Genomic DNA, 20,902 nt, shown 5'->3' with positions numbered 1-20,902 from the left:
CTTCGCCGGGAGTCGAAAAGCCAGGCGGCTAGCGCGGCGCCCGGACCACATAGGCGCACAGGAAGGCGAGGTAGATCGCCCCGGGCACGATCAACGCTCCAACCTGCCACTGGCCGTAGGCGAAGGCCCCGATGGAAGCACCGAGCAACAGCGCCAGCCAGACCAGCAGGTGCTGCAGCCAGCGCAGCGGCGGAGCTTCGCGGCGGACGGCGCGCGCCATGTCCTGGCCCACCGCGAACAGCGTGCCGGTAACGAAAGTGGCGCCCAGCCTGACGGCCCCGGTTTGCGGCAGTGCGGCGTTCTGCGCACCGGCAGCGGTGGCGAGCGCCAGCATGGCCTGGGCGGCGGAGAACCCATTGGCGTGCAGCACCAGCGTCACCAGCAGGCCGGCAATGACGACCGCCAGCACGCCGACGCGGCCCCGCCGCTGGCCGATCCCCGAGATCAGGCTGCCAAGAAAGCTGCCCATGACGAACATCACGATCAGGCCGGCCGGCAGGGCGAGAGCAGGGCCGAGGTGGGCGAGACCGGCGCCCAACTGCGTGGTATTGCCGCTCATGAACGAGGTGTAGAAGCCGCCCAGCTCAATGAAGCCGACGACGTCGATCATCCCGGCGGCGGCGGTGAGCAGCAGGCCAAGGCTGAGCTGTGGAGTGGGCGTCACGTCAGGCGAGGGCGGCTGCGATGGCCTTGGCCTGCGCGGCGAGCTCGCTGTCGTCCGCCTTGCCGCTTTCACCGTGCCGGCCGACGGGAACCCCCTCGTAGACCGGGATGACGTGGAAATGCAGGTGGAAGACCGACTGCCCGGCCGGCGCCTCGTTGAACTGCACGACGCGGATACCGTCGGGGTTCAGCGCCTTCTGCGCCGCCCTCGCGACGCGTTGCACCAGCGGGATGGTGCGGGCGAGCACAGCGGGATCGGCATCGAGCAGGTTACGCGACGCCGCCTTGGGGATGATCAGTACATGCCCCTTCGACTGCGGGAAGATGTCCATCATGACAAGGACGTCCGCATCTTCGTAGACCTTGTGGGACGGGATCTCGCCCTTGATGATCTTCGAAAAGATGTTGCTCGGGTCGTAGGCGGTCACGAGGCGGTCTCCATCACGTCGTCGCTGTCGTAGAGGTTTCCCGGATAAGTCTCGATCGTCTCTTCGACGATGTCGGCGGCGAGCCCGGTGCCGTCCTCGAGCACGAGACGATCGCGCAGCTCGGCGGCAGCGATCTCGAACGTGGCATCGGTGGCCAATTCATCGAGCGCCGAGGCGAGGATGCCCGGGGTGAGTTTTCTGAGGCGAACCGGGGCGGGGCCGCAGCCCAGTTCGTAGACCCGGCGGCCCCAGTAGGGCTGGTCGAAGAAATGCGGCACGACGAAGGTCGGGCGGCCGGCGTAAAGGCCGGCATAGGTGGTGCCGGCGCCGCCATGGTGCACCAACGCCTTCATCAGCGGAAACAGCTTGGTGTGGGGCGCCTTGTCGATGGTGTAGACGGTGTCGGGCAGATCCTCGGCCTTGATGCCGCCCCAGCCCTTGCCGACCACGGCGCGGCCGCCCCATTCCCTGAGCGCCTTGGTGATGATCTCGGTGTTACGCGCCGCGCCCCAGGGCATCGAACCGAAGCCGAGATAGATCGGCGCTTCACCGGCATCGAGGAACTTGCGGAACGAGGCGTCCGGCTCCCAGCCGGTAATGTCGTCGAGGCGCCAGAAGCCGGTGACGACGGTGGTCTCCGGCCAGTCGCCGGGGCGCGGGGAGATCACCGGGGAGTAGGCGTGCAACGCCGGGATCGGCTCGCCGCGGGCGTTCTTGGAAAAGCCCGAGCGCTTGCGGCTCCTGAGCCCCAGCAGCTTGGCGCGCATTCGGTCGCGCGGGAAATCGTAGTAGCTCTGGTGCGCCGCCTGCACCACGTAGCTCAGCCGGTTGAACAGCGGATCGAGGCTGATGCGGTTGAACAGCGGCTCGGGCGGTGGGCCGTCATAGCCGAAATACGGGAACTCGCCGGTCGGGTTGATCGGCTGGAAGGCGGTCATGATCGCCGGGATATCCAGCGCTTCGGCGACGTCGACGGCGAAATTGGTGGTCTGGTGGAAGATGATGGCATCGACGTCCTGGGCGGTGGCCCAGAGGTGCCGGCAGGCCGTCTTCATGATTTTCTGGCCGTCACGCAGCAGTTTTGGCGCATAGAGCAGCGAGTTCTTCGACATGACGTTGTCGAACTGGCTCTGCCGCATGAAGGCCTGGATATCACTGCCCAGCGTCGCGAACTCGACGCCGTGACCGGTGACGAAACCCTCGAAGTCGTTGGTAGCGCAAAGCACCACCGAGTGACCGCGCTTCTTCAGCGCCAGTGCAAGCGCGACGAAGGGCTGGACATCCCCCATCGTACCAATCGCGGCTATGGCGATACGCTTGCTCATTCGGTCTCCAGGGCCTCGGGAGGAGGCGGCCGTCATATCTATCGAGAGTATGGTCTGGCTGAGGCAGGAAAATACCGCGTCAGACCCGAGCCCGTCCAGTGTGGTGCCTTCGAACCACAGTGCCGCCGGGCGCGCAACTCACAGCTAAAGCGCATTCAGGAAAAGTCGCAGACTTTTCCGGTTCGAAGGCGCGACAAATCAAAGGCTTAGAGTATCTCACCGCTTCAACGAAACGGTCAAATCCCCTAATGCGGGTCCCCATGTCTGAATGGGGTGTAGCGTTCCAACTGTTCCTGCTCGCGCGCCACCGAGGCGCGCTCCTGCGCCACGAAGCGGGAAACGGCGTCGCGAAGGCCCGGGTGGCCGATCCAGTGCACGGAGCGGGTGGTGGCAGGCGCGTAGCCGCGCGCCAGCTTGTGCTCGCCCTGCGCCCCGGCCTCGACCACCGGCAGCTTGTGGGCGATGGCGTAGTCGATGGCCTGGTAGTAGCAGAGCTCGAAATGTAGGAACGGCACGTTACGGGTGGCGCCCCAATACCGACCGTAGAGGCGGTCGTGCCCGATCATCGAGAAGGTGCCGGCGATCGGCGCGTCGCCATCATAGGCGAACATCAGCAGGACCCGATCGGCCATCGCCTCGCCGAGCAGCGAGAAGAAGCGGCGGTTGAGGTAGGGGCGGCCCCACTTGCGGCTGCCAGTATCCTGGTAGAACTCGAAGAACTGGTCCCAGACCTCTTCGGTGAGGTCGGACCCGGTGAGCCATCTGACCGTCAGGCCATCGGCTTCCAGCGCGTCGCGGCGCTCGCGACGGGTAACCTTGCGGTGACGCGATGACAGCGTACCGAGGAAATCCTCAAAGCTCGAAAAGCCGTCATTGTGCCAGTGATACTGGGTGTCGTGGCGGACCAGCCAGCCCGAGGCGCGGGCCAGGTCGGCTTCGGCCTCGCTGACGAAGGTGGCGTGCACCGAGGAGATGTTGTTGCGGGTGGCGAGGGTCTCCGCCGTGCGGATCAGCGCAGTGCGACTGGCATCGTCCCTGGCGAGAAAGCGCGGGCCGGTGACCGGGGTGAACGGTACGGCGCATTGCAGCTTCGGGTAGTACTCGCCGCCGGCGCGCTGGAAGGCATCGGCCCAGCCATGGTCGAAAACGTACTCGCCCTGGGAATGCGACTTCAGGTAGAGCGGCATGGCGCCGACCGGCGTGGCTGCGCTGTCGCTCAGCAGCAGATGTTGTGGCTGCCAGCCGGTGCGATTGGAAGCCGAGCCGGACTGCTCGAGCGCGACGAGGAACCGGTGATCGAGGAACGGGTTGTCGACCACCCCGTCATGCGCAGGCGCCAGCGCGTTCCACACCTCCGCGGGGATCTCCGCGATGGAGTTGAGCACGTCGGCGCTGAGCGTTTCGTCAGGCACTTGGAGGATCGAACCCCTCGAATACGATCTGGTCGGCCTTGCCGAGCACGGCCAGCGCCGCAGCCGGCGATTTTATGGTCCAGGCTGTGACCGGCATGCCGAACGAGCGGAACAGCTTCACCGCCGGCAGGTCGAGCGACTTGTCGCGGCAGGAGATGAAATCGAAGCGGCTGACCGGCCAGTGCAGCAGGTGGCGCAGCATGAACTTCGTTGCGTCACTGAGGTGCTGGTCCCATTCCGGCTCGTCATAGGCATAGGTGACGATGCCTACCGGCATAGTGGCGCCGCGTTTTTTTACCTCGATGATGAGCTTGGGGTCGAACGACTCCAGCGTCACCGGCCCGCGATAGCCCTTGAGCGCATCCATCACCGTTTGCGCCAGTACTTCGGTGGCGGCCTGGTTGGGCTGCTGTTTCAGTTCAATCTGCAGCAGCACCCGGCCATTGATCTGGGCGAGGAATGCGTCGAACCGCTGCGGCGTATCGCCGGCGGCGCTGTCGAGCAGGGTGAAAGTCGAAAGCTCCGCCATGCTTCGCGCGCCGACCGGACCGGCAACGCCGGTCAGCCGGTCGAGGTCGTCGTCATGGAAGATCATCGGGATGCCGTCGCGGCTGAGCTGGACGTCGCACTCGATGGCGTAGCCGCCCTCGATCGCCGCCGCGAAGGCGCTCGCGGTGTTCTCGATGATGCCGCGACCGCGGTCGTGCAGACCGCGGTGGGCAATGGGACGATCGAAATTGGGTTTGGCGCACATGCTGTCAAGCCGTCATATGGGAGTTAGGGCGCCCGGGCGCTAGCACCCCCGCATGACACTTTCGCGTCGCCCTCGTTCAGTCCTCGACTTCGATGATGCCTTCGACCTCGACCGCGGCGCCCAACGGCAGGGCGGCCATGCCGACGGCCGAGCGGGCATGCTTGCCCTTGTCACCCAGCACGCCGACGATCAGGTTGGAGGCGCCGTTGGCGACGAGGTGGTGCTCGGCGAAATCGGGGGTAGAGGCGACGAACACCGTGAGCTTCAGCACCCGCTTGACCTTGCTGAGGTCGACGCCCGCCGTGTGGACGATCTGGCTGAGGAAATTGACCGCCGCGAGCTCGGCGGCGTTGCCGCCCTGAACGACGTTCATGGTATCGCCCAGCAGGCCCGTCACTACGCCCTCGGCGCCCGAGGAGATCTGGCCCGACACGTAGATGATGTTGCCCGTCCGGGTGATCGGCACATAGGTGGCGACCGGCGCTTTCGGCTGCGGCAGCTCGTAGCCATATTCGCGGAGCTTATCGAGGGGGCTGGTCATCCTGGTTCTCTTCGTCTTTGTCTGCGTTGCGGGCGGCGCGAGCCTTCACCCGGTCGTATAGCTTGCCGCGGATCACCGCGTCCCGGCCGAAGCGATCGCGTACACGATCAATGGCCCGTTCGGCCGCGGCTCGTCTGGCGATTCCCGGCTCGATCAGGTCGACCGGATCGATGCCGTCAGCCTCCGAGATGCCGCTGACACCAATGCCGATCAGCCGGAATGCCGTCCCGTCAATCTCGCGAGCGAGGAGCTGCACGCCGGTCTCGTAGAGCACGTTGGCAAGCTGTGTCGGGATCATCAATTGCCGGGCCCGGGTGCGCAAGCGAAAACCTGCCGACTTGAGCTTGAGCGTAACCGTGTCGCCGGTGATCGATTTGGCTTTGAGCCGCTCCGAGAGCCGCTCGCAAAGCGCCAGCAGTTCGGTCGAGAGGTCCTCGAATGTCCTCAGGTCGGTGTTGAAGGTGGTCTCGGCGGAGACGGTCTTCATCTGGTCGTCAGTCGATATGGCGCGGGCATCCTCGCCGCGCGCCAGCCGGGAGAGCCGGGCGCCGGCATCGCCATAGCGGCGCATCAACTGCTCGGGCGGCGTCGCCTGCAACTGCCCGATGGTCTCGAAGCCGTCCTTGCGCAGCGTTTCGGCAAACACCTTGCCCACGCCGTAGATCAGCGTCACCGGCTGCGGCGCGAGAAACGCCAGCGTCTCGGCCTTGCCGATCACCGCAAAGCCGCGTGGCTTGTCGAGGTCGGAGGCGACCTTGGCGAGGAACTTGTTGTGGCTGAGCCCCACCGAGATGGTGACGCCGATCTCCTGTTCGACGCGCTTGGCGAAGCGGGCGAGGACCACGGCCGGCTTGGCCTTGTGCAGCGCTTCGGTGCCGGTGAGATCGAGAAACGCCTCGTCGATCGACAATGGCTCGACCAGCGGCGTCAGTTGATCCATCAAGGTGCGGATCTCGCGGCTGACCGCGACATATTTCGCCATGTTGGGCGGGATGATCACCGCGTGCGGGCAGAGTTCCTTGGCCCTGAACATCGGCATGGCGGAGCGCACGCCGTACTGCCGGGCGATGTAGCAGCAGGTGGAGACAACACCGCGCACGCCGCCGCCGATGATCAGCGGCTTGTCGACGAGGCTCGGGTCGTCACGCTTCTCGATCGAGGCGTAGAAGGCGTCGCAGTCGACATGCGCGATGCTGAGCGCGCCCAGTTCGTCATGCGCCTTGATTCTGGGCGATCCGCACGTGCGGCAGCGGGTGGGAGCCTCGAAAGCCTCCACCGTCGCCGAGCAGTCGCGGCAGATCGCCAGCATGGCCTCATCCCGCCGGATTCAGTCGGGCCCAGACGCGCATGAAGTCGTCCGGCTTGAAGCTGTTATTGGCGCAGAGCGCCAGCAGCAGCGCCTCGTTGGAGGCGAAATAGTCGATCAGCCCGCGATCAAGGCCGTCGCCGCCGGCGGCCTTGCGCAGCGCGTCCGGGGAATAGCCCGTCATGGTCATGAACTCGGCCAACTGCGCCGGGTTCTCGGCGAGCTGGTGGAGGCAGATGTCGCCCAGTGTGCGGGAGGTGAGTTCGGGGGTTTTGGGCAAGGGCAGGGGCTCGGCAAGGGGACGGGACGTAATCGATTGATGTTACCCCGAACTTCGGGCAGAACACGAGGGCCTGCCGACCCCGTTCAGGGTGGATTTGAGTCCCGTATGCCCAAGACCGTCATGATCGTCGAAGACAATGAGCTCAACATGAAGCTCTTCAACGATCTGCTTGAATCGCGTGGATATTCGATCATCCAGACCCGCAATGGGCTGGAGGCGCTGGACCTTGCCCGAGCGCACCGCCCTGACCTGATTCTGATGGACATTCAGCTGCCGGAGGTCTCGGGGCTGGTGGTCACCAAATGGCTCAAGGAAGACGACGAGCTGATGTCGATTCCCGTCATCGCCGTGACCGCCTTCGCCATGAAGGGCGACGAGGAGCGAATCCTGCAGGGCGGATGCGAGGGTTACATCTCCAAACCCATCTCCGTGCCTCACTTTTTGGAAACCATTGCCCGCTACATTGGACCTGCCAACTAGGCTTTGCCTGGCTGGCATCGGGCAGATTTCCTCAAATCGCGGGGCCTGAGGTCTTTGACGGCGCGGGTGCTGATCGTCGACGATATTCCAACCAATGTCCGCCTGCTCGAGGCGCGGCTTTCGGCTGAGTATTTCGACGTCGTTACGGCAGCGTCCGGCAAGGAAGCTCTCGCCATTTGCGCCGAGGGCGAGATCGATATCATCCTGCTCGACGTGATGATGCCCGAGATGGACGGTTTCGAGGTGTGCGCGCGGCTGAAGGCCGACCGCCGGACCAGTCACATCCCGGTGCTGATGGTGACCGCGCTCGACCAGCCTTCCGACCGGGTGCGCGGGCTCGAATCCGGGGCCGACGACTTTCTGACCAAGCCGGTCGACGACGTGCAACTGATGGCGCGGGTGAAGAGCCTGGTGCGCCTCAAGGCCCTGACCGACGAGTTACGCGCCCGGGCGCGTACCGGCCAGGAGATCGCCATCGAAGACGCCATGCGGGCGATGGACTCGATCGACCACAATGACGGTCGCATCCTCATGGTCGATCCCGACCTGCGCCATGCCGAGCGCATTCGTGGCTACCTCGAGGCACACAATCGCATCGATATTCTCGCCAACCCGGCAGACGCTGTGCTGGCGGTCAGCGGCGGCGACTACGAGCTGGCGCTGGTGTCGATGGCCCTGGGCGATTTCGACCCGCTGCGGGTCTGCTCGCAGATGCGGACCGCCGAACAGACGCGCACCCTGCCGATCATCCTGATCGCCGAGGAGGACGACCGGCCACGCGTGGTCCGCGGCCTCGACCTGGGCGTCAACGACTTCATCATGCGGCCGGTCGAACGCAACGAGCTGATGGCGCGGGTGCGGACCCAGATTCGCCGCCAGCGCTACGCGGTGGAGCTGCGCCAGAGCGTCAACAATACTCTTGCGCTGGCGGTTACCGATGAACTGACCGGGCTATACAACCGGCGCTACTTCGAGCGGCATTTGTCGATCCTGTTGCAGAAGGCACAACAGCAGAGCCGCGACATGGCGGTGATGCTGATCGACATGGACTACTTCAAGGACGTCAACGATACGCACGGCCACGACACGGGCGACGCTGTGCTGCGCGAGTTTGCCGACCGGTTGCGCCGTAACATTCGCGGCGTCGACCTCGCCTGCCGATTCGGCGGCGAGGAGTTCGTGGTGCTGATGCCCGACACCGATGCGCGGCAAGCCCAGAGCGTCGCCGAGCGGGTGCGTGGCGCCGTGGCGGAGAAGGGATTTGACGCCGGCAACGGGCGGCCGCTGTCGGTCACGGTGTCGGTCGGCATGGCGCTCAACGAGCAGGAAACCGATACTCCGGAACTGCTGCTGAAGCGCGCCGACGTGGCTCTTTATCGCGCCAAGCGCGAGGGGCGAAATCGCGTCGTGGTCGACGCCGCCTAGTTGCGATCGGAGCAATCCAGGAATATTAAGGTTAAGGATTAGTAACGTTGTGGAGCGGCTACTTGCTCTGACGCCGGAAAGGGTTAAGTTGGTTCCATAGAAATACGCCGACACTTTCGGTGTCAGCAGTCACCCCTACGGTTCTCCTCAGGTCCGCCGCAACTCCTGGGTCCGTAGGGAGGCTGGTTCGCAGCGGGCAAGAGTGGCCTCTTCGACATGCCGCAGCGGACCAGCCGCTTCTTCAGACGCCCGTCCCGTATATCGGGGCGGGCGTTTTGCGTTCGTGATGTCCATAACGAAAAACCCGCGCTCAGCGAGCGCGGGTTTTGAAAGCGGCAGGAAAGGCCGGATTATTTGATCTTGGCTTCCTTGAACTCGACGTGCTTGCGCACGACCGGGTCGTACTTCTTGAACGAGAGCTTCTCGGTCTGGGTACGCGAGTTCTTCTTGGTGACGTAGTAGAAGCCGGTGTCGGCAGTCGACACGAGCTTGATCTTGAGGGATACGGCTTTGGCCATGGTCACATTCCTTGCAACGGCTTGCCGCGCGCTATCCGCGGGGCTGTGAATTCAACCGGCCAACCGGCCTGTGGAAATTTGGCCGGAAACTACGGATTTTCGGGCCGATGTCAAGCGGACACTAGCCGCCCGGCTTGGGTTCAGACGTCGCTCTTCGAGGTATCGCCGCGGGTCGGGTCGAACCCGTACATGTAGTTGGCCCACTGCAGGCCGACCACGGCGCCCTTGATCGAGGGCAGCATGATCAGCGGCAGCAGAATCGCCGCCGGGATCATCGTCCACACGTAGAACATCGGATCGACCGGCCCGCTCATCTCGGCATGCAGCATCCAGCCGACCAGCACGTGGCCGACGATGAAGATGGCGATGTAGGGCGGAAAGTCATCGGCCCGCGCCGAGCTCAGCTTCTCGCCGCACTCGCTGCAGGTATCGTTGATCTTCAGGTAGGAACGGAACAGCTTGCCCTTGCCGCAGTTCGGGCAGCGGCACATCACGCCATTGCCGATTGCCTTCCACAGCGAGCGCTGCTCGCGCACAAAACCGATCTCGACCGCCATCGCTATCTCTTCCGTTTGGCGTGCTTGCGATAGGCGCCCGCCTTGCCTCGCTTGCTAGATGGTCCTTTGCGTTGACGCCCGCCAGATGACGGAACGCCGCGGCTGCCTTCGCTCAGAAGTTCGAAGCGCAGCGCGCCGGCGACCGGGGCGACTTCGAGCAGGCGGACGCTGACATCGTCGCCGATGCGGAAGGTCTCACCGGTGTGATCGCCCACCATCGCCTGCATCTCCTCGACGAAGCGGTAGTAATCCTGGCCAAGCGTCGAGGCCGGGATGAAGCCATCGGCGCCGGTGTCCCTGAGCCGCACGAACAGGCCCGAGCGGGTGACGCCGGAGATGCGCCCCTCGAACCTGGCGTTGACATGCGCTGCGAGGAACTGCGCCAGCAGCCGGTCGATGGTTTCGCGCTCCGCCAGCATGGCGCGGCGCTCGGTCGACGAGATGTGCTGGGCAATGCCCGGGAGCTTGGCGATCTCGCTGTCGGTGAGCCCATCCTTGCCGAGCTCCAGCGAGCTGATCAGCGCCCGGTGCACGATCAGGTCGGCATAGCGGCGGATCGGCGAGGTGAAGTGCGCATAGCGGTCGAGGTTGAGGCCGAAATGCCCGTAGTTCTCGGCGGCGTACTCGGCCTGCGCCTGGGTGCGGAGGATGATCTCCGACACCTGCTGGATCTTGCCGTCGGTCCGGGCCTTGTCGAGGATGCGGTTGAAGTCTGATGGACGCACCGCGTCCGACTTCGGCGCCGGCAGCTGCAGCGAGCTCAGGAAGTCGCGTAGCGCCACCAGCTTCTCCTGGCTCGGCGTGTCGTGCACCCGGTAGAGCAGGGCGCTCTTGTGCTTCTCCAGCGTCTCGGCGGCCGCGACGTTGGCGGCGATCATCATTTCTTCGATCAGCCGGTGCGCATCGAGCCGCTCGGGAACCTTCACGTCGACGACCATCCCCGTCTTGTCGAGGATGATCTTGCGCTCGGGCAGGTCGAGGTCGAGCGGACCGCGATTGTCGCGGGCCTTTGCCATGGCGCCGTAAGCGGCCCAGAGCGGGCGCAGGATGCTGTCGAGAATCGGCCCGGTCTTGTCGTCCGGCTTGCCGTCGATCGCCGCCTGCGCCTGCTGGTAGTTGAGCTTGGCGGCCGAGCGGAACAGCACGCGGTGGAAGCTGTGCGAGCGCTTCTTGCCATGCTGGTCGAACACCATGCGCACCGCCAGCGACGGGCGGTTCTCGCCCTCGCGCAGCGAACAGAGGTCGTTCGAAATCCGCTCCGGCAGCATCGGCACGACCCGGTCGGGGAAATACACCGAGTTTCCGCGGATGTAGGCTTCACGGTCGAGTGCAGTGCCGGGGCGGACATAGGCTGCGACGTCGGCGATGGCGACGTAGACGATGTGGCCGCCGGCGTTCTTCGGGTCGGTATCCGGCTCGGCATAGACCGCGTCGTCGTGGTCCTTGGCGTCGACCGGGTCGATGGTGACCAGCGGAATGTGCCGCCAGTCCTCACGACCCTTGATCGTGGTTTCCTTGGCCTCTTCGGCTTCTTTCGTCACCGAGGCGGGGAAGCGGTAGGGAATCTCGAGGTTGTGGATGGCGATCATCGAGACCGCCCCCTCGGATTTCGGGTTGCCGATGACGTTGGTCACCTTGGCCTTGGGGATCATCAGCCGGCCGGTGAGCTTGATCTCGACTTCGACCAGGTCGCCATCGCGGGCGCTGCCGAGATCGCCGCCGTCGATGCGCATTTCCTTCTGCTTGCGGTCGATCGGCAGCAGCCGCGCGCCGTCCTCGTCCATACGGACGATACCGATCTCGCCGCGGCGCGGCTTGTCGAGGATCTTCATCGCCCGCGCGGTGTAGTTCGGCACCTCGCCGTCGCCGGCGCTGATGCGCGCCAGGATGCGGTCGCCGGGCGCGGGAGCCACGCGGGCATCCCTCGGCTGCTTGACCATGACGCGCGGACGCGCGCCTTCGTCGTCGTTCCATTGCGCGGGGAAGGCGTGGAGATTGTCGGGGTCGGCGTCGGCGGGAATGTCGAGGACGGTGACCGCGGGCAGGGCGGCCGTCGGCCGGATCTGCTTGCGGGTCCGGGCAATGAAGCCCTCGCCCTCCATCTGCTTGAGCAGCACCTTGAACGGGGTGCGCATGTCGCCGTGGATGCCGAAATGGCGCGCCAGGTCGCGCTTGCCATCGAGGGTCGGCTGCTGCGCCATCGCTTCGAGGATGGCTTCGCGTGAGGGTAGGGTGCCGACGGCAAACTGCCGCGGGCTCTTGGGTGTAGTCTTGGTTTTTGGCGCTTTCGCCATTGTCTCTTTCTTTAGGCGGGGGTCTCCGCCTTCGTCTTCGATGCGGCCTTGGGCTTGGTCGCCGTCTTTGCAGTCGACTTGGCCTTGGCCGCGGGTTTCTTGGTTGCCGCTTTCTTCGCTGGCACCTTCTTGGCGCCGGCGGACCGCGACGAGGATTTCTTGGTGCCGGAAGCGCCGCCCTTGGCAGCGATCAGTTCGAGCGCCTGCTCGATCGTCACGTCCTCGGGCTTAACCTCCTTGGGCAGCGTGGCATTCACCTTGCCCTGATTCACGTACGGGCCATAGCGACCGGCGCGGACCGAGATGATGCCGCCGTCGTGCTCGAAGGTCTTGATCGCCGCCGGCGTACCGGAGCCGCCCCGGCCGAACCGTCCGCCGCCTGCCGCCTTCTGGGCGAGCAGGTCAACCGCGCGGTTGAGCCCGACCGTGAACACCTCTTCGACCTCGGGAAGGTTGGCATAGGTGCCATCGTGGAGGATGAACGGCCCGTAGCGGCCGATGCCGGCGCTGATCGGCTTGCCCGTCTCCGGGTGGTCACCGACCGGGCGGGGCAGCGACAGCAGCTGCAGCGCTTTATCGAGCGTCAGGCTGTCGGGCGTCCAACCCTTGGGCAGGGACGAGCGCTTCGGTTCGGCACCCTCGCCCAATTGCACATATGGACCGAAACGGCCGGACTTCAAGGCCACCTCGAGCCCGCTCTCGGGATCGGTGCCGAGGATGCCGTCGCCGGTGCCGGCCTCGCTGGCGCCGCCGGTCGCGGCGTCGGAAAGCTGCATGGTGTAGCGGCACTCGGGGTAGTTCGAGCAGCCGATGAAGGCCCCGAACTTGCCGAGCTTCAGCGACAGCTGGCCGGTGCCGCAATTGGGACAGCGGCGCGGATCCGAACCATCGGCCTTGGCCGGGAAGATGTGGTCGGCGAGCAGGTCGTTGAGCGCATCGAGCACTTCGGAGACGCGGAGATCCTTGATCTCCTCGACATGGCTCTGGAATTCGTTCCAGAAGTCGCGCAGCACGTCCTTCCAGGCCAGTTTGCCGTCTGAAATCAGATCGAGCTGCTCTTCGAGGGCCGCGGTGAAACCGTACTCGACATAGCGGGTGAAGAAACTCTCGAGGAAGGCGGTGACGATGCGACCGCGATCCTCGGGGATCAGCGCGCGCTTCTCGACACGGACATAATTACGGTCCTGCAGCACGCCGACGGTTGCCGCATAGGTGGAGGGACGGCCGATGCCGATCTCTTCCATCTTCTTGATCAGGCTGGCTTCGGTGTAACGCGGCGGCGGCTGGGTGAAGTGCTGTTCGATCAGCGCTTCTTCGAGCTTGGGCCGGTCGCCGACATTGAGCGGCGGCAACTCGCGGCTGTCCTCGTCGTCCTCACCCTCGGCCCGCTCTTCCTTGGCCTCGACGCCATAGAGCGCGAGAAAGCCCGGGAAGGTGACGACCGAGCCGACAGCGCGCAGCGCGATGTCGCGGCTGGTGGCAAACACGGCGATATCGGCAGTGGTGCGCTCGATCTCGGCCGAGCGCATCTGGCTGGCCAGCGCGCGCTTCCAGATCAGCTCGTAGAGCCGGTGGCGATCCGGGTCGCCGCGCATGGTGTCCGGGTGCCGGAACATGTCGGTGGGGCGGATGGCCTCGTGCGCTTCCTGGGCGTTCTTGGCCTTGGTCTGGTAGATGCGCGGCTTCTCGGGCACGTAGTCCGAACCGAAGTTCTGGACGATGGCGCGGCGGGCCTGGTCGATACCTTCGGGCGCCATCTGCACCGCGTCGGTTCGCATATAGGTGATGAGGCCGTCCTCGTAGAGCCGCTGCGCGATCTGCATGGTGCGGGTGGGCGAGAAGCCCAGCCGCGACGAGGCGTCCTGCTGCAGGCTCGAGGTCGTGAACGGGGCGTAGGGGTTGCGCTTGGTCGGTTTCTTGTCGACCGCGCTGACGCTGAACGTGCCGGCAGTGATCGCCGCTTTCAACGCTTCGGCCTCGGCGCCGGTGCCGATATCGAGCTTGTCGGTCTTCTTGCCGTCGACCGAGTACAACCGCGCTTCGAAGCTGCGGCCCTTCTCGTTGAGGCGAGCGCCGATCGACCAGTATTCCTGGGCGCGGAACTTCTCGATCTCGGACTCGCGGTCGCAGACGAGACGCAGCGTCACCGACTGCACGCGGCCGGCCGAGCGCGAGCCGGGGAGCTTGCGCCAGAGCACCGGCGAAAGGGTGAAGCCGACGAGATAGTCGAGGGCGCGACGCGCCAGATAGGCATCGACCAGCGGCTCGTCGATTTCGCGAGCATTCTGCATCGCTTCGGTGACGGCAGACTTGGTGATGGCGTTGAAGACGACGCGTTTGACCGGCTTGTCCTTGACCAGCTTCTTCTGCTTGAGCACGTCAAGCACGTGCCAGGAGATCGCCTCGCCCTCGCGATCAGGGTCGGTGGCGAGGATCAGTTCGTCTGCGTTCTTGAGCGCGTTGCCGATATCGGCGAGCCGTTTCTTGGATGCCGCATCGACTTCCCAGCTCATCGCGAAGTCTTCGTCAGGCAGCACCGAACCGTCCTTGGCCGGCAGATCGCGGACGTGACCGAAGCTTGCAAGGACCTCATAGTCCTTGCCGAGGTAGCCGCTGATCGTCTTGATCTTATTGGGACTTTCAACGATGACGAGCTTCATGGACAAGCTTTCGGGAGTGGCGTTCGAACGCGGCGCAACATGGTGAAGCGTCTAGGGGCTGTCAACCAGCCCGGCGGCGCCGTTCGGCATTCCCCCTATGGGGGAAGAAAGTTGGGCAGCAATGTACGGGGCTCGACGGCTCGGCCGCCAGCTGCGCTCCCATCCCCGGCAGCCACTTCCGTGGCCGGATCGTTCATGGGCGAAGCGCCACCAACTGGCCGCTTGACCATTCCACCCGACCTTCGAGGTCGAGTTCGAGCAACAGCGTCTGCACCCGGCTGATGGCGATGCCGGTGGACCGGATGACATCGTCGACCGCGATCGGGGTAAGGCTGAGCGCCTCGATCAGGCGGGCGCGCTCATCGTTGGACGAGGGCGTGGCATCGACGACGTCGCCGTCCGGCAGCCAGTCGGCCTCCAGCAGGCTGGTGCGCGACGGATCGGCTTCGCGCAGCGTGTCGATGATATCGGCAGCGCTGGTGATCAGCGTGGCGCCCTGCTGGATCAGCGAGTTGCCGCCTTCGGCGCGTGGATCGAGCGGTGAGCCTGGGACGGCAAAGACTTCGCGGTTCTGTTCCAGCGCCAGCCGGGCGGTGATCAGCGAGCCGGAGCGCTTCGCCGCTTCGACGACCACCGTTCCGAGAGACAATCCGGACACCAGGCGGTTGCGGCGCGGGAAGTCGCGAGCCCGTGGCTCCCAGCCAAGCGGCATCTCGGTGAGAAGGGCACCGCCGTTCTCGACGATTTGGTGCGCCAGCGTGATATTCTCGCCGGGATAGATGTGGTTGAGACCGCCGGCGAGCACGGCCACTGTGCCGGTCCGGAGCGCCGCCTTGTGGGCCGCTGTGTCGATGCCGCGGGCGAGGCCGGAGACGACGGTGTAGCGTGCCTCGCCCAGGTCGCCGGCCAGCATCTGGGCGAACTTCTGGCCGGCGGTCGAGGCATTGCGCGCGCCGACAATGGCGACCGAGTGCCACCAGTCGAGATTGTAGCCGCCGGCAATAGTGACCAGCGGCGGGGCGCCGGAGATGTAGCGGAGCAGCGGCGGGTAGTCGGGTTCGATCGAGCCGACGAAGCGGGCACCAAGTCGCTCGGTGCTCGCGATCTCGTCCTCGGCTTCGGCAACCGTGGGGATGCGGGCCTGGGTATCCAGGCGCTTGAGCAGGTCGGGCAGGGCGGCCAGTGCGGCTTCGGCCGAGCCCTCGCGGTTGATCAGCTGGCGGAAAGTCTGGGGCCCGATATTGTCGGTGCGGATGAGCCGCAGCCACGAAGTGCGTTGCGACGGCGTCAATGCGATGCCGTCGCGCGCCATGGCTCAGGCCTTGGGCTTTTCCGAGCCGATCTTCGGCTCCGTGCCGTTCCACAGCCGGCGGATGTTCTGCCAGTGCTTGAAGTACAGCACGAAGCTGAGCAGCGCACAGGCGGCGGCGAAGGTGAAGCCTTGCATGTCGGTGCCGACGAGCGTGTAGGCGAAGATCGGGGCCGTCGCCGCAGCGGTGAGCGCGGCGAGCGAGGAGAAGCGACGGGCGACGGCGATCAGCAGCCATACCGCACAGAAGATCAGCCCGACCACCCAGTTCCAGGCCAGCAGCACGCCGATATAGGTGGCGACGCCTTTGCCGCCCTTGAACCCCAGCCAGATCGGGAAGACGTGACCGAAGAACGCGCCGATGCCGGCGCCGTAGACGACGAACTCGGCCGCAAGCGGCGACTCGGCGCCGGGGACGAGGAAGTAGCGCGCCAGCAGCACGGCAGCAGCGCCCTTGCCGGCATCGAGCAGCAGCGTCGCGGCGGCGAGCCAGCGGTTGCCGGTCCGCAGCACGTTGGTTGCGCCGATATTGCCCGAGCCGATCGAGCGGATGTCGATGCCGACCGCACGCGTCAGCAACAGGCCAAACGGGATCGAGCCGAGGAGATACCCCAGTACAGTCGCGATCAGGAAGTTCATGCGTTGGCCCCCTCAGCCGTGGCAGCATGGCTGAAGACCAGGCGGCCTGCAACGAACGTGTGCATCACGGCGCCCTGCATGCGGGCGCCCTCGAAGGCCGAGTTGCGCGAGCGTGAACGCAGCGCTGTCTCCTTGACCACCCAGGGGAATTCCGGATCGAGGATGATCAAGTCAGCCGGGGCGCCAACCGCGATGCGGCCGGACGCCAGCCCCAGCAGTTCGGCCGGACGGTTGGTCATGGCGCGCAGCAGGGTGATGAGCGGCACGTCGCCCGAGTGCACGAGGCGGAGCGCTGCGGCCAGCAGGGTCTCGAGCCCGATGGCGCCGTCCGAGGCCTCGGCGAAGGGCTGGCGTTTCACCTCGGTGTCCTGCGGGTCGTGACCCGAATGGATGGTGTCGATGGCGCCGGAGTTCAGCCCGTCGATGACGGCGCGGCGATCATCCTCGGAGCGAAGCGGCGGCGACAGCTTGAAGAAGGAACGGTAAGGCGCGACGTCGTTCTCGTTGAGCGAGAGGTTGTTGATCGAGACACCGGCCGAGACAGTGGCCAGTCGCCGCTTGGCCAACGCCAGCTGCTCCACGGCCGCGCCGGTCGACACCTGCGCCGCGTGATAGCGGACGCCGGTGAGGGCCGCGAGTTGCAGGTCGCGGGCGAGGGGGATGGTCTCGGCTTCGACCGGGATACCCTTGAGGCCGGAGATGGTCGCCAGCGCGCCTTCGTTCATCACGCCGTCGCCAACCAATGAGCGCTCGGCGAGGTGATGGATGACCGGCAGGTCGAAATTGCGGGCATAGGTGAAGGCGGCGCGCAGCAGTCCGGCCGACTGGATTGATTCTCGCCCGTCGGTGAGGGCAACCGCACCGGCTTCCTTCAGCAGCCCGAACTCGGTGATCTCCTCTCCCTTGAGGCCGCGGGTGATTGCGGCGGCCGGCAGGATGTTGACCGAGGCCTTGGCCCCGGCACGCCGGAGGATGAAATCGACCAGTGCGCCGTCGTCGATGACCGGCGTGGTGTCGGGCATCAGGACGAAACTGGTGACCCCGCCGGCCGCGGCGGCTTCCGCCGCGCTGGCGAGGGTCTCGCGGTACTCGTGGCCGGGCTCGCCGGTGAATACGCGCATGTCGATGAGGCCAGGCGCGACAACGAGGCCGCGGGCGTCATAGGTCTCGGCGCCGTCGGGAATGCCTTGCGGCGCGCCGTTGGTGATGCCGGCGATCCTGCCGTTCTCCACCAGCACGGCGCCTGGGGCGTCGTGGTTGGTAGCGGGGTCGACGATACGGGCATTGGCAATGACGATGGGCTTGCTCATTGCGCAGCCTCCCGGTCGGCGAGGAGGGTATCGAGCACCGCCATGCGCACCGCGACACCCATTTCCACCTGCTCGGTGATCACCGAACGTGGTCCGTCGGCGATCGCCGGGTCGATCTCGACGCCGCGGTTCATCGGGCCCGGGTGCATGACGATGGCGTCAGGCTTGGCGTAGCCGAGCTTCTCCTCGTCGAGCCCGTAGAAGTGGTAGTACTCACGCACCGAGGGGATCATCCGCCCATTGGCGCGCTCGTGCTGCAGGCGCAGCATCATCACCACGTCGGCGCCTTCGAGGCCCTGGCGCATGTCGGTGAAGACTTCGGTCGCCAGTGTCTCGATGCCCCTCGGGAGCAGGGTGCGCGGCGCGACGACCCGGGTGCGGGCCTGCATGGCGCCGAGCAGCAAGAGGTTGGAGCGGGCAACGCGCGAGTTGGCGATATCGCCGCAGATGGCGACGGTCAGCCCGGCGAGGCGCCCCTTGTGCTGGCGCATGGTGAGCGCATCGAGCAGCGCCTGCGTCGGGTGCTCATGCGCGCCGTCGCCGGCATTGATCACCGAGCAGCCGACCTTCTGGCTGAGCAGTTCCACCGCGCCCGAAGCGCCGTGGCGCACGATGATGACGTCGGGCCGCATGGCGTTGAGCGTCGCGGCGGTATCGATCAGCGTCTCGCCCTTGGCGACCGACGAGGTTTTGACCGACATGTTGGTGACCTGCGCGCCGAGCCGCTTGCCGGCGATCTCGAAGCTCGACTGGGTGCGCGTCGAGTTCTCGAAGAACAGGTTGATCTGCGTCTTGCCCGAGAGCGTCGGCAGGATCTTCCGCTCCTGCCGCGAGATCGGGATCATGGCCTCAGCCCGATCCAAGAGATCGACGATCTCGTACTGGTTGAGCTGGCTGATGCCGAGAAGATGACGATGACGGAAAGCGGGTCTCGCGACCCCCTGGCCGCCGGTGACCGATGCTGGCGAGGAAGTAGCCATGCCGCTCCGTTCCGAATGTTCGCGGGGGTCTAACGCGAGGGGCAGAGCATGTACAGACTCGCCGTACATTTTCCACGAGACCGATCGGCTACAGCGCGCCTCGGCGCAGCCGTTCCAGTGCCCCCTGCAGGATGTAGCTCGCCGCCAGCTTGTCGACCACTTCGGCGCGCTTGTCCCGCCGCACATCGGCCTCGATCAGCGTGCGGGTGACAGCCGAGGTCGAAAGCCGCTCATCCCAGAACACGATGGGGATGCTGATCTTGGCGGCGAGGTTGCGGGCGAAAGCGCGGGTCGACTGGACGCGCGGCCCTTCCGAACCATCCATATTGAGCGGCAACCCCAAGACGATGCCGACGGCGTCGTTCTCGGCGATCAGCTCCTGCAGCCGGATCGCATCCTGGGTGAACTTCAGCCGCCTGATGGTCTCGAGCGGCGTTGCCGAGTAGCGCATGCCATCGGAAATCGCCACGCCGATGGTCTTGGTGCCGAGGTCGAGGCCCAGCAGTTTGCCGGTGGGGGGGAGGGCAGTGAGGTCGTTCTCGGTTGGCATAATCGTGGTCAATCACTATGATTAGGTTTGATTGGAGACGATTGCCATGAGCACCCGAGTCCTGACTGCACATATCCCTGAGGAACTAGCCGAAAAAGTCGATCGGTATGCCAAGAACATGGAGCGCTCACGCGCCTGGATCGTCAAGCGGGCCCTCACTGACTGGGTCGACTGGGAAGAGGAAAAGGATCGACTGACGATGGAGGCAATCGAGGCGGCTGACCGCGGAGACGTGGTTGATGACGACGCGGTCGGGACTTGGATCGAAAGCCTGGACAGCGAAAATCCACTGCCGTTGCCCACTGCAAAGAAATGAAGTTGCAATGGACCGGATCGTCGCTCGGCGACCTCGGGAGATTCGAGAAATTCCACGCCCAGGTGAATCGCAAGGCCAAACGAGCGATTTCGGCAATTCGAACCAACGCGCGTCGCACGTTGGAACATCCTCAGATTGGCGAGCGCGTCGAGACGTTAGCCTCGCGCGAAGTTCGTAAGCTGCTGATTGACCAGTATGAGCTGCGCTATGAGGTCCTTCCCGACGTCATCTGCGTGCTCCGAGTCTGGCATATGCGCGAGGACCGATGAAACTCACTTGGTTCGGCGGCACCACGATCCGCATTCACATCGGCGGCAAGATCCTCGTGGCTGACGCCACGGGCGTTGGCGGCGTCGATCCGGAGGAACTTGTGTCGGGCGCCGACGCGACCTTTGCGCTCGATGGCAGTCTGCCTGAGATCGATCCGGTGCTGTGGCAGCCGGGGCGGCCGGGCTCGATGCTCGATGAGGATGCGCTGGGCGAGGTGACAACGCATGGCCTCGAAGGCGGCGCGCTGATTGCGGCAATTGGCGAGGCTCCGCTGCTGTTGTTGTCCCGGGCTGTGCCGAAGGCCGGGCGCTGGGCTCGAGACGCGGTCATTGTGGTGTTCGGCACCGAGGGCGACCGGCTGGCGGCAGATGCACTTGATGCATTTGGGCCACGGCTGATTGCGGTCGCGGGGCCCGACGCGGTGGTGGAGCGCACGTTCGCGGCACTGCACGGTCGGCTCGACGGCACGGGGTTGGTAGCGCTCGAGGCCGGCATGGCGTTGGAAGTTTGATGGCGCCCATCAATGCTTTTCGTTGTTCTTCACGCGGTTCCATTGCTAGAACGCCGAAAATCGTGACGTTCGGAGTGACCCCATGTCGGTAGATGCCGCCACCGTGAAGCGTATTGGCCGCCTGGCCCGTATTCGCATCGAGGAGGGCGAAGTCGAAACCTATCGCAATGAGCTGAACGCCATTCTTGGTTTCGTCGAGCAACTGGGTGAGGTCGATGTGAGCGGGGTGGAACCGATGACTTCGGTGACGCCGATGACGCTGCGCCGCCGCGAGGACAAGGTCACCGACGGCGGCTACCCCGAAAAGATCGTCGCCAACGCACCGCTGACGGAAGACAACTTCTTCATGGTGCCCAAGGTCGTCGAGTAGC

At 65.3% G+C, this 20,902-nt stretch carries 23 protein-coding genes; 6 read left to right on the top strand and 17 right to left on the bottom strand.

Going from position 1 to position 20,902, the window contains the following annotated elements; genetic code table 11:
- Positions 1–28: 28 nt before the first annotated feature.
- The 8 genes from AC1ROK_RS10415 to AC1ROK_RS10380 form a co-directional block, all read right to left on the bottom strand.
- Entirely contained in the window at positions 29–664 is a 636-nt protein-coding gene (locus tag AC1ROK_RS10415; RefSeq protein WP_492846536.1) for a YoaK family protein, read from the bottom strand.
- Position 665: 1 nt separating this feature from the next.
- Positions 666–1,091 (bottom strand): HIT family protein, encoded by a 426-nt coding sequence (locus AC1ROK_RS10410; RefSeq protein ID WP_492846534.1) that lies wholly within the window; start codon positions 1,089–1,091, stop codon positions 666–668.
- On the bottom strand, positions 1,088–2,416 hold the full coding sequence (locus AC1ROK_RS10405) for a glycosyltransferase (RefSeq protein WP_492846532.1): 1,329 nt from the start codon (positions 2,414–2,416) through the stop codon (positions 1,088–1,090). The genes AC1ROK_RS10410 and AC1ROK_RS10405 overlap by 4 nt, the downstream gene beginning before the upstream one ends.
- A 245-nt stretch (positions 2,417–2,661) precedes the next feature.
- Positions 2,662–3,828, bottom strand: a complete 1,167-nt coding sequence (locus AC1ROK_RS10400; protein ID WP_492846531.1) for a GNAT family N-acetyltransferase — start codon at positions 3,826–3,828, stop codon at positions 2,662–2,664.
- A complete protein-coding gene (locus AC1ROK_RS10395; RefSeq protein ID WP_492846529.1) occupies positions 3,821–4,582 on the bottom strand; it encodes a glycerophosphodiester phosphodiesterase family protein in 762 nt (253 codons plus the stop codon). Before AC1ROK_RS10395 ends, AC1ROK_RS10400 begins: the two co-directional genes overlap by 8 nt.
- Before the next feature lie 76 nt (positions 4,583–4,658).
- Complete coding sequence (locus AC1ROK_RS10390; RefSeq protein WP_492846527.1) at positions 4,659–5,123, bottom strand: RidA family protein; 465 nt, start codon at positions 5,121–5,123, stop codon at positions 4,659–4,661.
- Positions 5,104–6,432 carry a DNA polymerase IV gene (locus AC1ROK_RS10385; RefSeq protein WP_492846525.1) on the bottom strand — a complete coding sequence of 443 codons (1,329 nt, stop codon included), beginning with the start codon at positions 6,430–6,432 and terminating at the stop codon, positions 5,104–5,106. Before AC1ROK_RS10385 ends, AC1ROK_RS10390 begins: the two co-directional genes overlap by 20 nt.
- Positions 6,433–6,436: 4 nt before the next feature.
- The gene (locus AC1ROK_RS10380) at positions 6,437–6,709 is read right to left on the bottom strand and encodes a DUF3572 family protein (RefSeq protein ID WP_492846523.1); all 273 of its coding nucleotides are present in this window, start codon (positions 6,707–6,709) and stop codon (positions 6,437–6,439) included.
- Positions 6,710–6,817: 108 nt separating this feature from the next.
- Here AC1ROK_RS10380 and AC1ROK_RS10375 point away from each other — a divergent pair, with 108 nt between their 5' ends.
- Positions 6,818–7,192 carry a response regulator gene (locus tag AC1ROK_RS10375; protein ID WP_055878215.1) on the top strand — a complete coding sequence of 125 codons (375 nt, stop codon included), beginning with the start codon at positions 6,818–6,820 and terminating at the stop codon, positions 7,190–7,192.
- 54 nt (positions 7,193–7,246) lie between these two features.
- Positions 7,247–8,617 carry a PleD family two-component system response regulator gene (locus AC1ROK_RS10370; RefSeq protein ID WP_492846521.1) on the top strand — a complete coding sequence of 457 codons (1,371 nt, stop codon included), beginning with the start codon at positions 7,247–7,249 and terminating at the stop codon, positions 8,615–8,617.
- A gap of 350 nt (positions 8,618–8,967) precedes the next feature.
- Here the strand turns inward: AC1ROK_RS10370 and rpmG are convergent, their stop codons facing one another.
- From rpmG to ruvX, 9 genes are all read right to left on the bottom strand, one after another.
- A complete protein-coding gene (rpmG, locus tag AC1ROK_RS10365) occupies positions 8,968–9,135 on the bottom strand; it encodes a 50S ribosomal protein L33 (protein ID WP_055048921.1) in 168 nt (55 codons plus the stop codon).
- 140 nt (positions 9,136–9,275) lie between these two features.
- Positions 9,276–9,692, bottom strand: a complete 417-nt coding sequence (locus tag AC1ROK_RS10360) for a DUF983 domain-containing protein (protein WP_492846519.1) — start codon at positions 9,690–9,692, stop codon at positions 9,276–9,278.
- A gap of 2 nt (positions 9,693–9,694) precedes the next feature.
- A complete protein-coding gene (gene rnr / locus AC1ROK_RS10355; protein WP_492846518.1) occupies positions 9,695–11,986 on the bottom strand; it encodes a ribonuclease R in 2,292 nt (763 codons plus the stop codon).
- A gap of 11 nt (positions 11,987–11,997) precedes the next feature.
- On the bottom strand, positions 11,998–14,646 hold the full coding sequence (topA, locus tag AC1ROK_RS10350; RefSeq protein WP_492846516.1) for a type I DNA topoisomerase: 2,649 nt from the start codon (positions 14,644–14,646) through the stop codon (positions 11,998–12,000).
- Positions 14,647–14,839: 193 nt separating this feature from the next.
- Positions 14,840–15,958 carry a DNA-processing protein DprA gene (dprA, locus tag AC1ROK_RS10345; protein ID WP_492846514.1) on the bottom strand — a complete coding sequence of 373 codons (1,119 nt, stop codon included), beginning with the start codon at positions 15,956–15,958 and terminating at the stop codon, positions 14,840–14,842.
- 3 nt (positions 15,959–15,961) lie between these two features.
- Positions 15,962–16,594, bottom strand: a complete 633-nt coding sequence (gene plsY, locus AC1ROK_RS10340) for a glycerol-3-phosphate 1-O-acyltransferase PlsY (protein ID WP_492846512.1) — start codon at positions 16,592–16,594, stop codon at positions 15,962–15,964.
- Complete coding sequence (pyrC, locus tag AC1ROK_RS10335; RefSeq protein ID WP_492846510.1) at positions 16,591–17,904, bottom strand: dihydroorotase; 1,314 nt, start codon at positions 17,902–17,904, stop codon at positions 16,591–16,593. Before pyrC ends, plsY begins: the two co-directional genes overlap by 4 nt.
- The gene (locus AC1ROK_RS10330) at positions 17,901–18,884 is read right to left on the bottom strand and encodes an aspartate carbamoyltransferase catalytic subunit (protein WP_492846508.1); all 984 of its coding nucleotides are present in this window, start codon (positions 18,882–18,884) and stop codon (positions 17,901–17,903) included. Before AC1ROK_RS10330 ends, pyrC begins: the two co-directional genes overlap by 4 nt.
- Positions 18,885–18,972: 88 nt before the next feature.
- Positions 18,973–19,434 carry a Holliday junction resolvase RuvX gene (gene ruvX / locus AC1ROK_RS10325; protein WP_492846506.1) on the bottom strand — a complete coding sequence of 154 codons (462 nt, stop codon included), beginning with the start codon at positions 19,432–19,434 and terminating at the stop codon, positions 18,973–18,975.
- 46 nt (positions 19,435–19,480) lie between these two features.
- Between ruvX and AC1ROK_RS10320 the strand changes: the two genes are divergently transcribed.
- The 4 genes from AC1ROK_RS10320 to gatC all read left to right on the top strand — a co-directional run bounded on the left by AC1ROK_RS10320 (position 19,481) and on the right by gatC (position 20,901).
- The gene (locus AC1ROK_RS10320) at positions 19,481–19,750 is read left to right on the top strand and encodes a CopG family ribbon-helix-helix protein (RefSeq protein ID WP_492846504.1); all 270 of its coding nucleotides are present in this window, start codon (positions 19,481–19,483) and stop codon (positions 19,748–19,750) included.
- On the top strand, positions 19,747–20,019 hold the full coding sequence (locus AC1ROK_RS10315) for a type II toxin-antitoxin system RelE/ParE family toxin (RefSeq protein WP_492846502.1): 273 nt from the start codon (positions 19,747–19,749) through the stop codon (positions 20,017–20,019). The genes AC1ROK_RS10320 and AC1ROK_RS10315 overlap by 4 nt, the downstream gene beginning before the upstream one ends.
- Positions 20,016–20,531, top strand: coding sequence for a hypothetical protein (locus tag AC1ROK_RS10310; protein WP_492846501.1), 516 nt, complete (start codon positions 20,016–20,018; stop codon positions 20,529–20,531). The genes AC1ROK_RS10315 and AC1ROK_RS10310 overlap by 4 nt, the downstream gene beginning before the upstream one ends.
- Before the next feature lie 82 nt (positions 20,532–20,613).
- A complete protein-coding gene (gene gatC, locus AC1ROK_RS10305) occupies positions 20,614–20,901 on the top strand; it encodes an Asp-tRNA(Asn)/Glu-tRNA(Gln) amidotransferase subunit GatC (protein ID WP_492846500.1) in 288 nt (95 codons plus the stop codon).
- Position 20,902: the final 1 nt, after the last annotated feature.

Source organism: Devosia sp. GW821-FHT12F11 (genome assembly GCF_058806655.1).
This window is presented reverse-complemented; position numbering and strand designations above follow the sequence as displayed.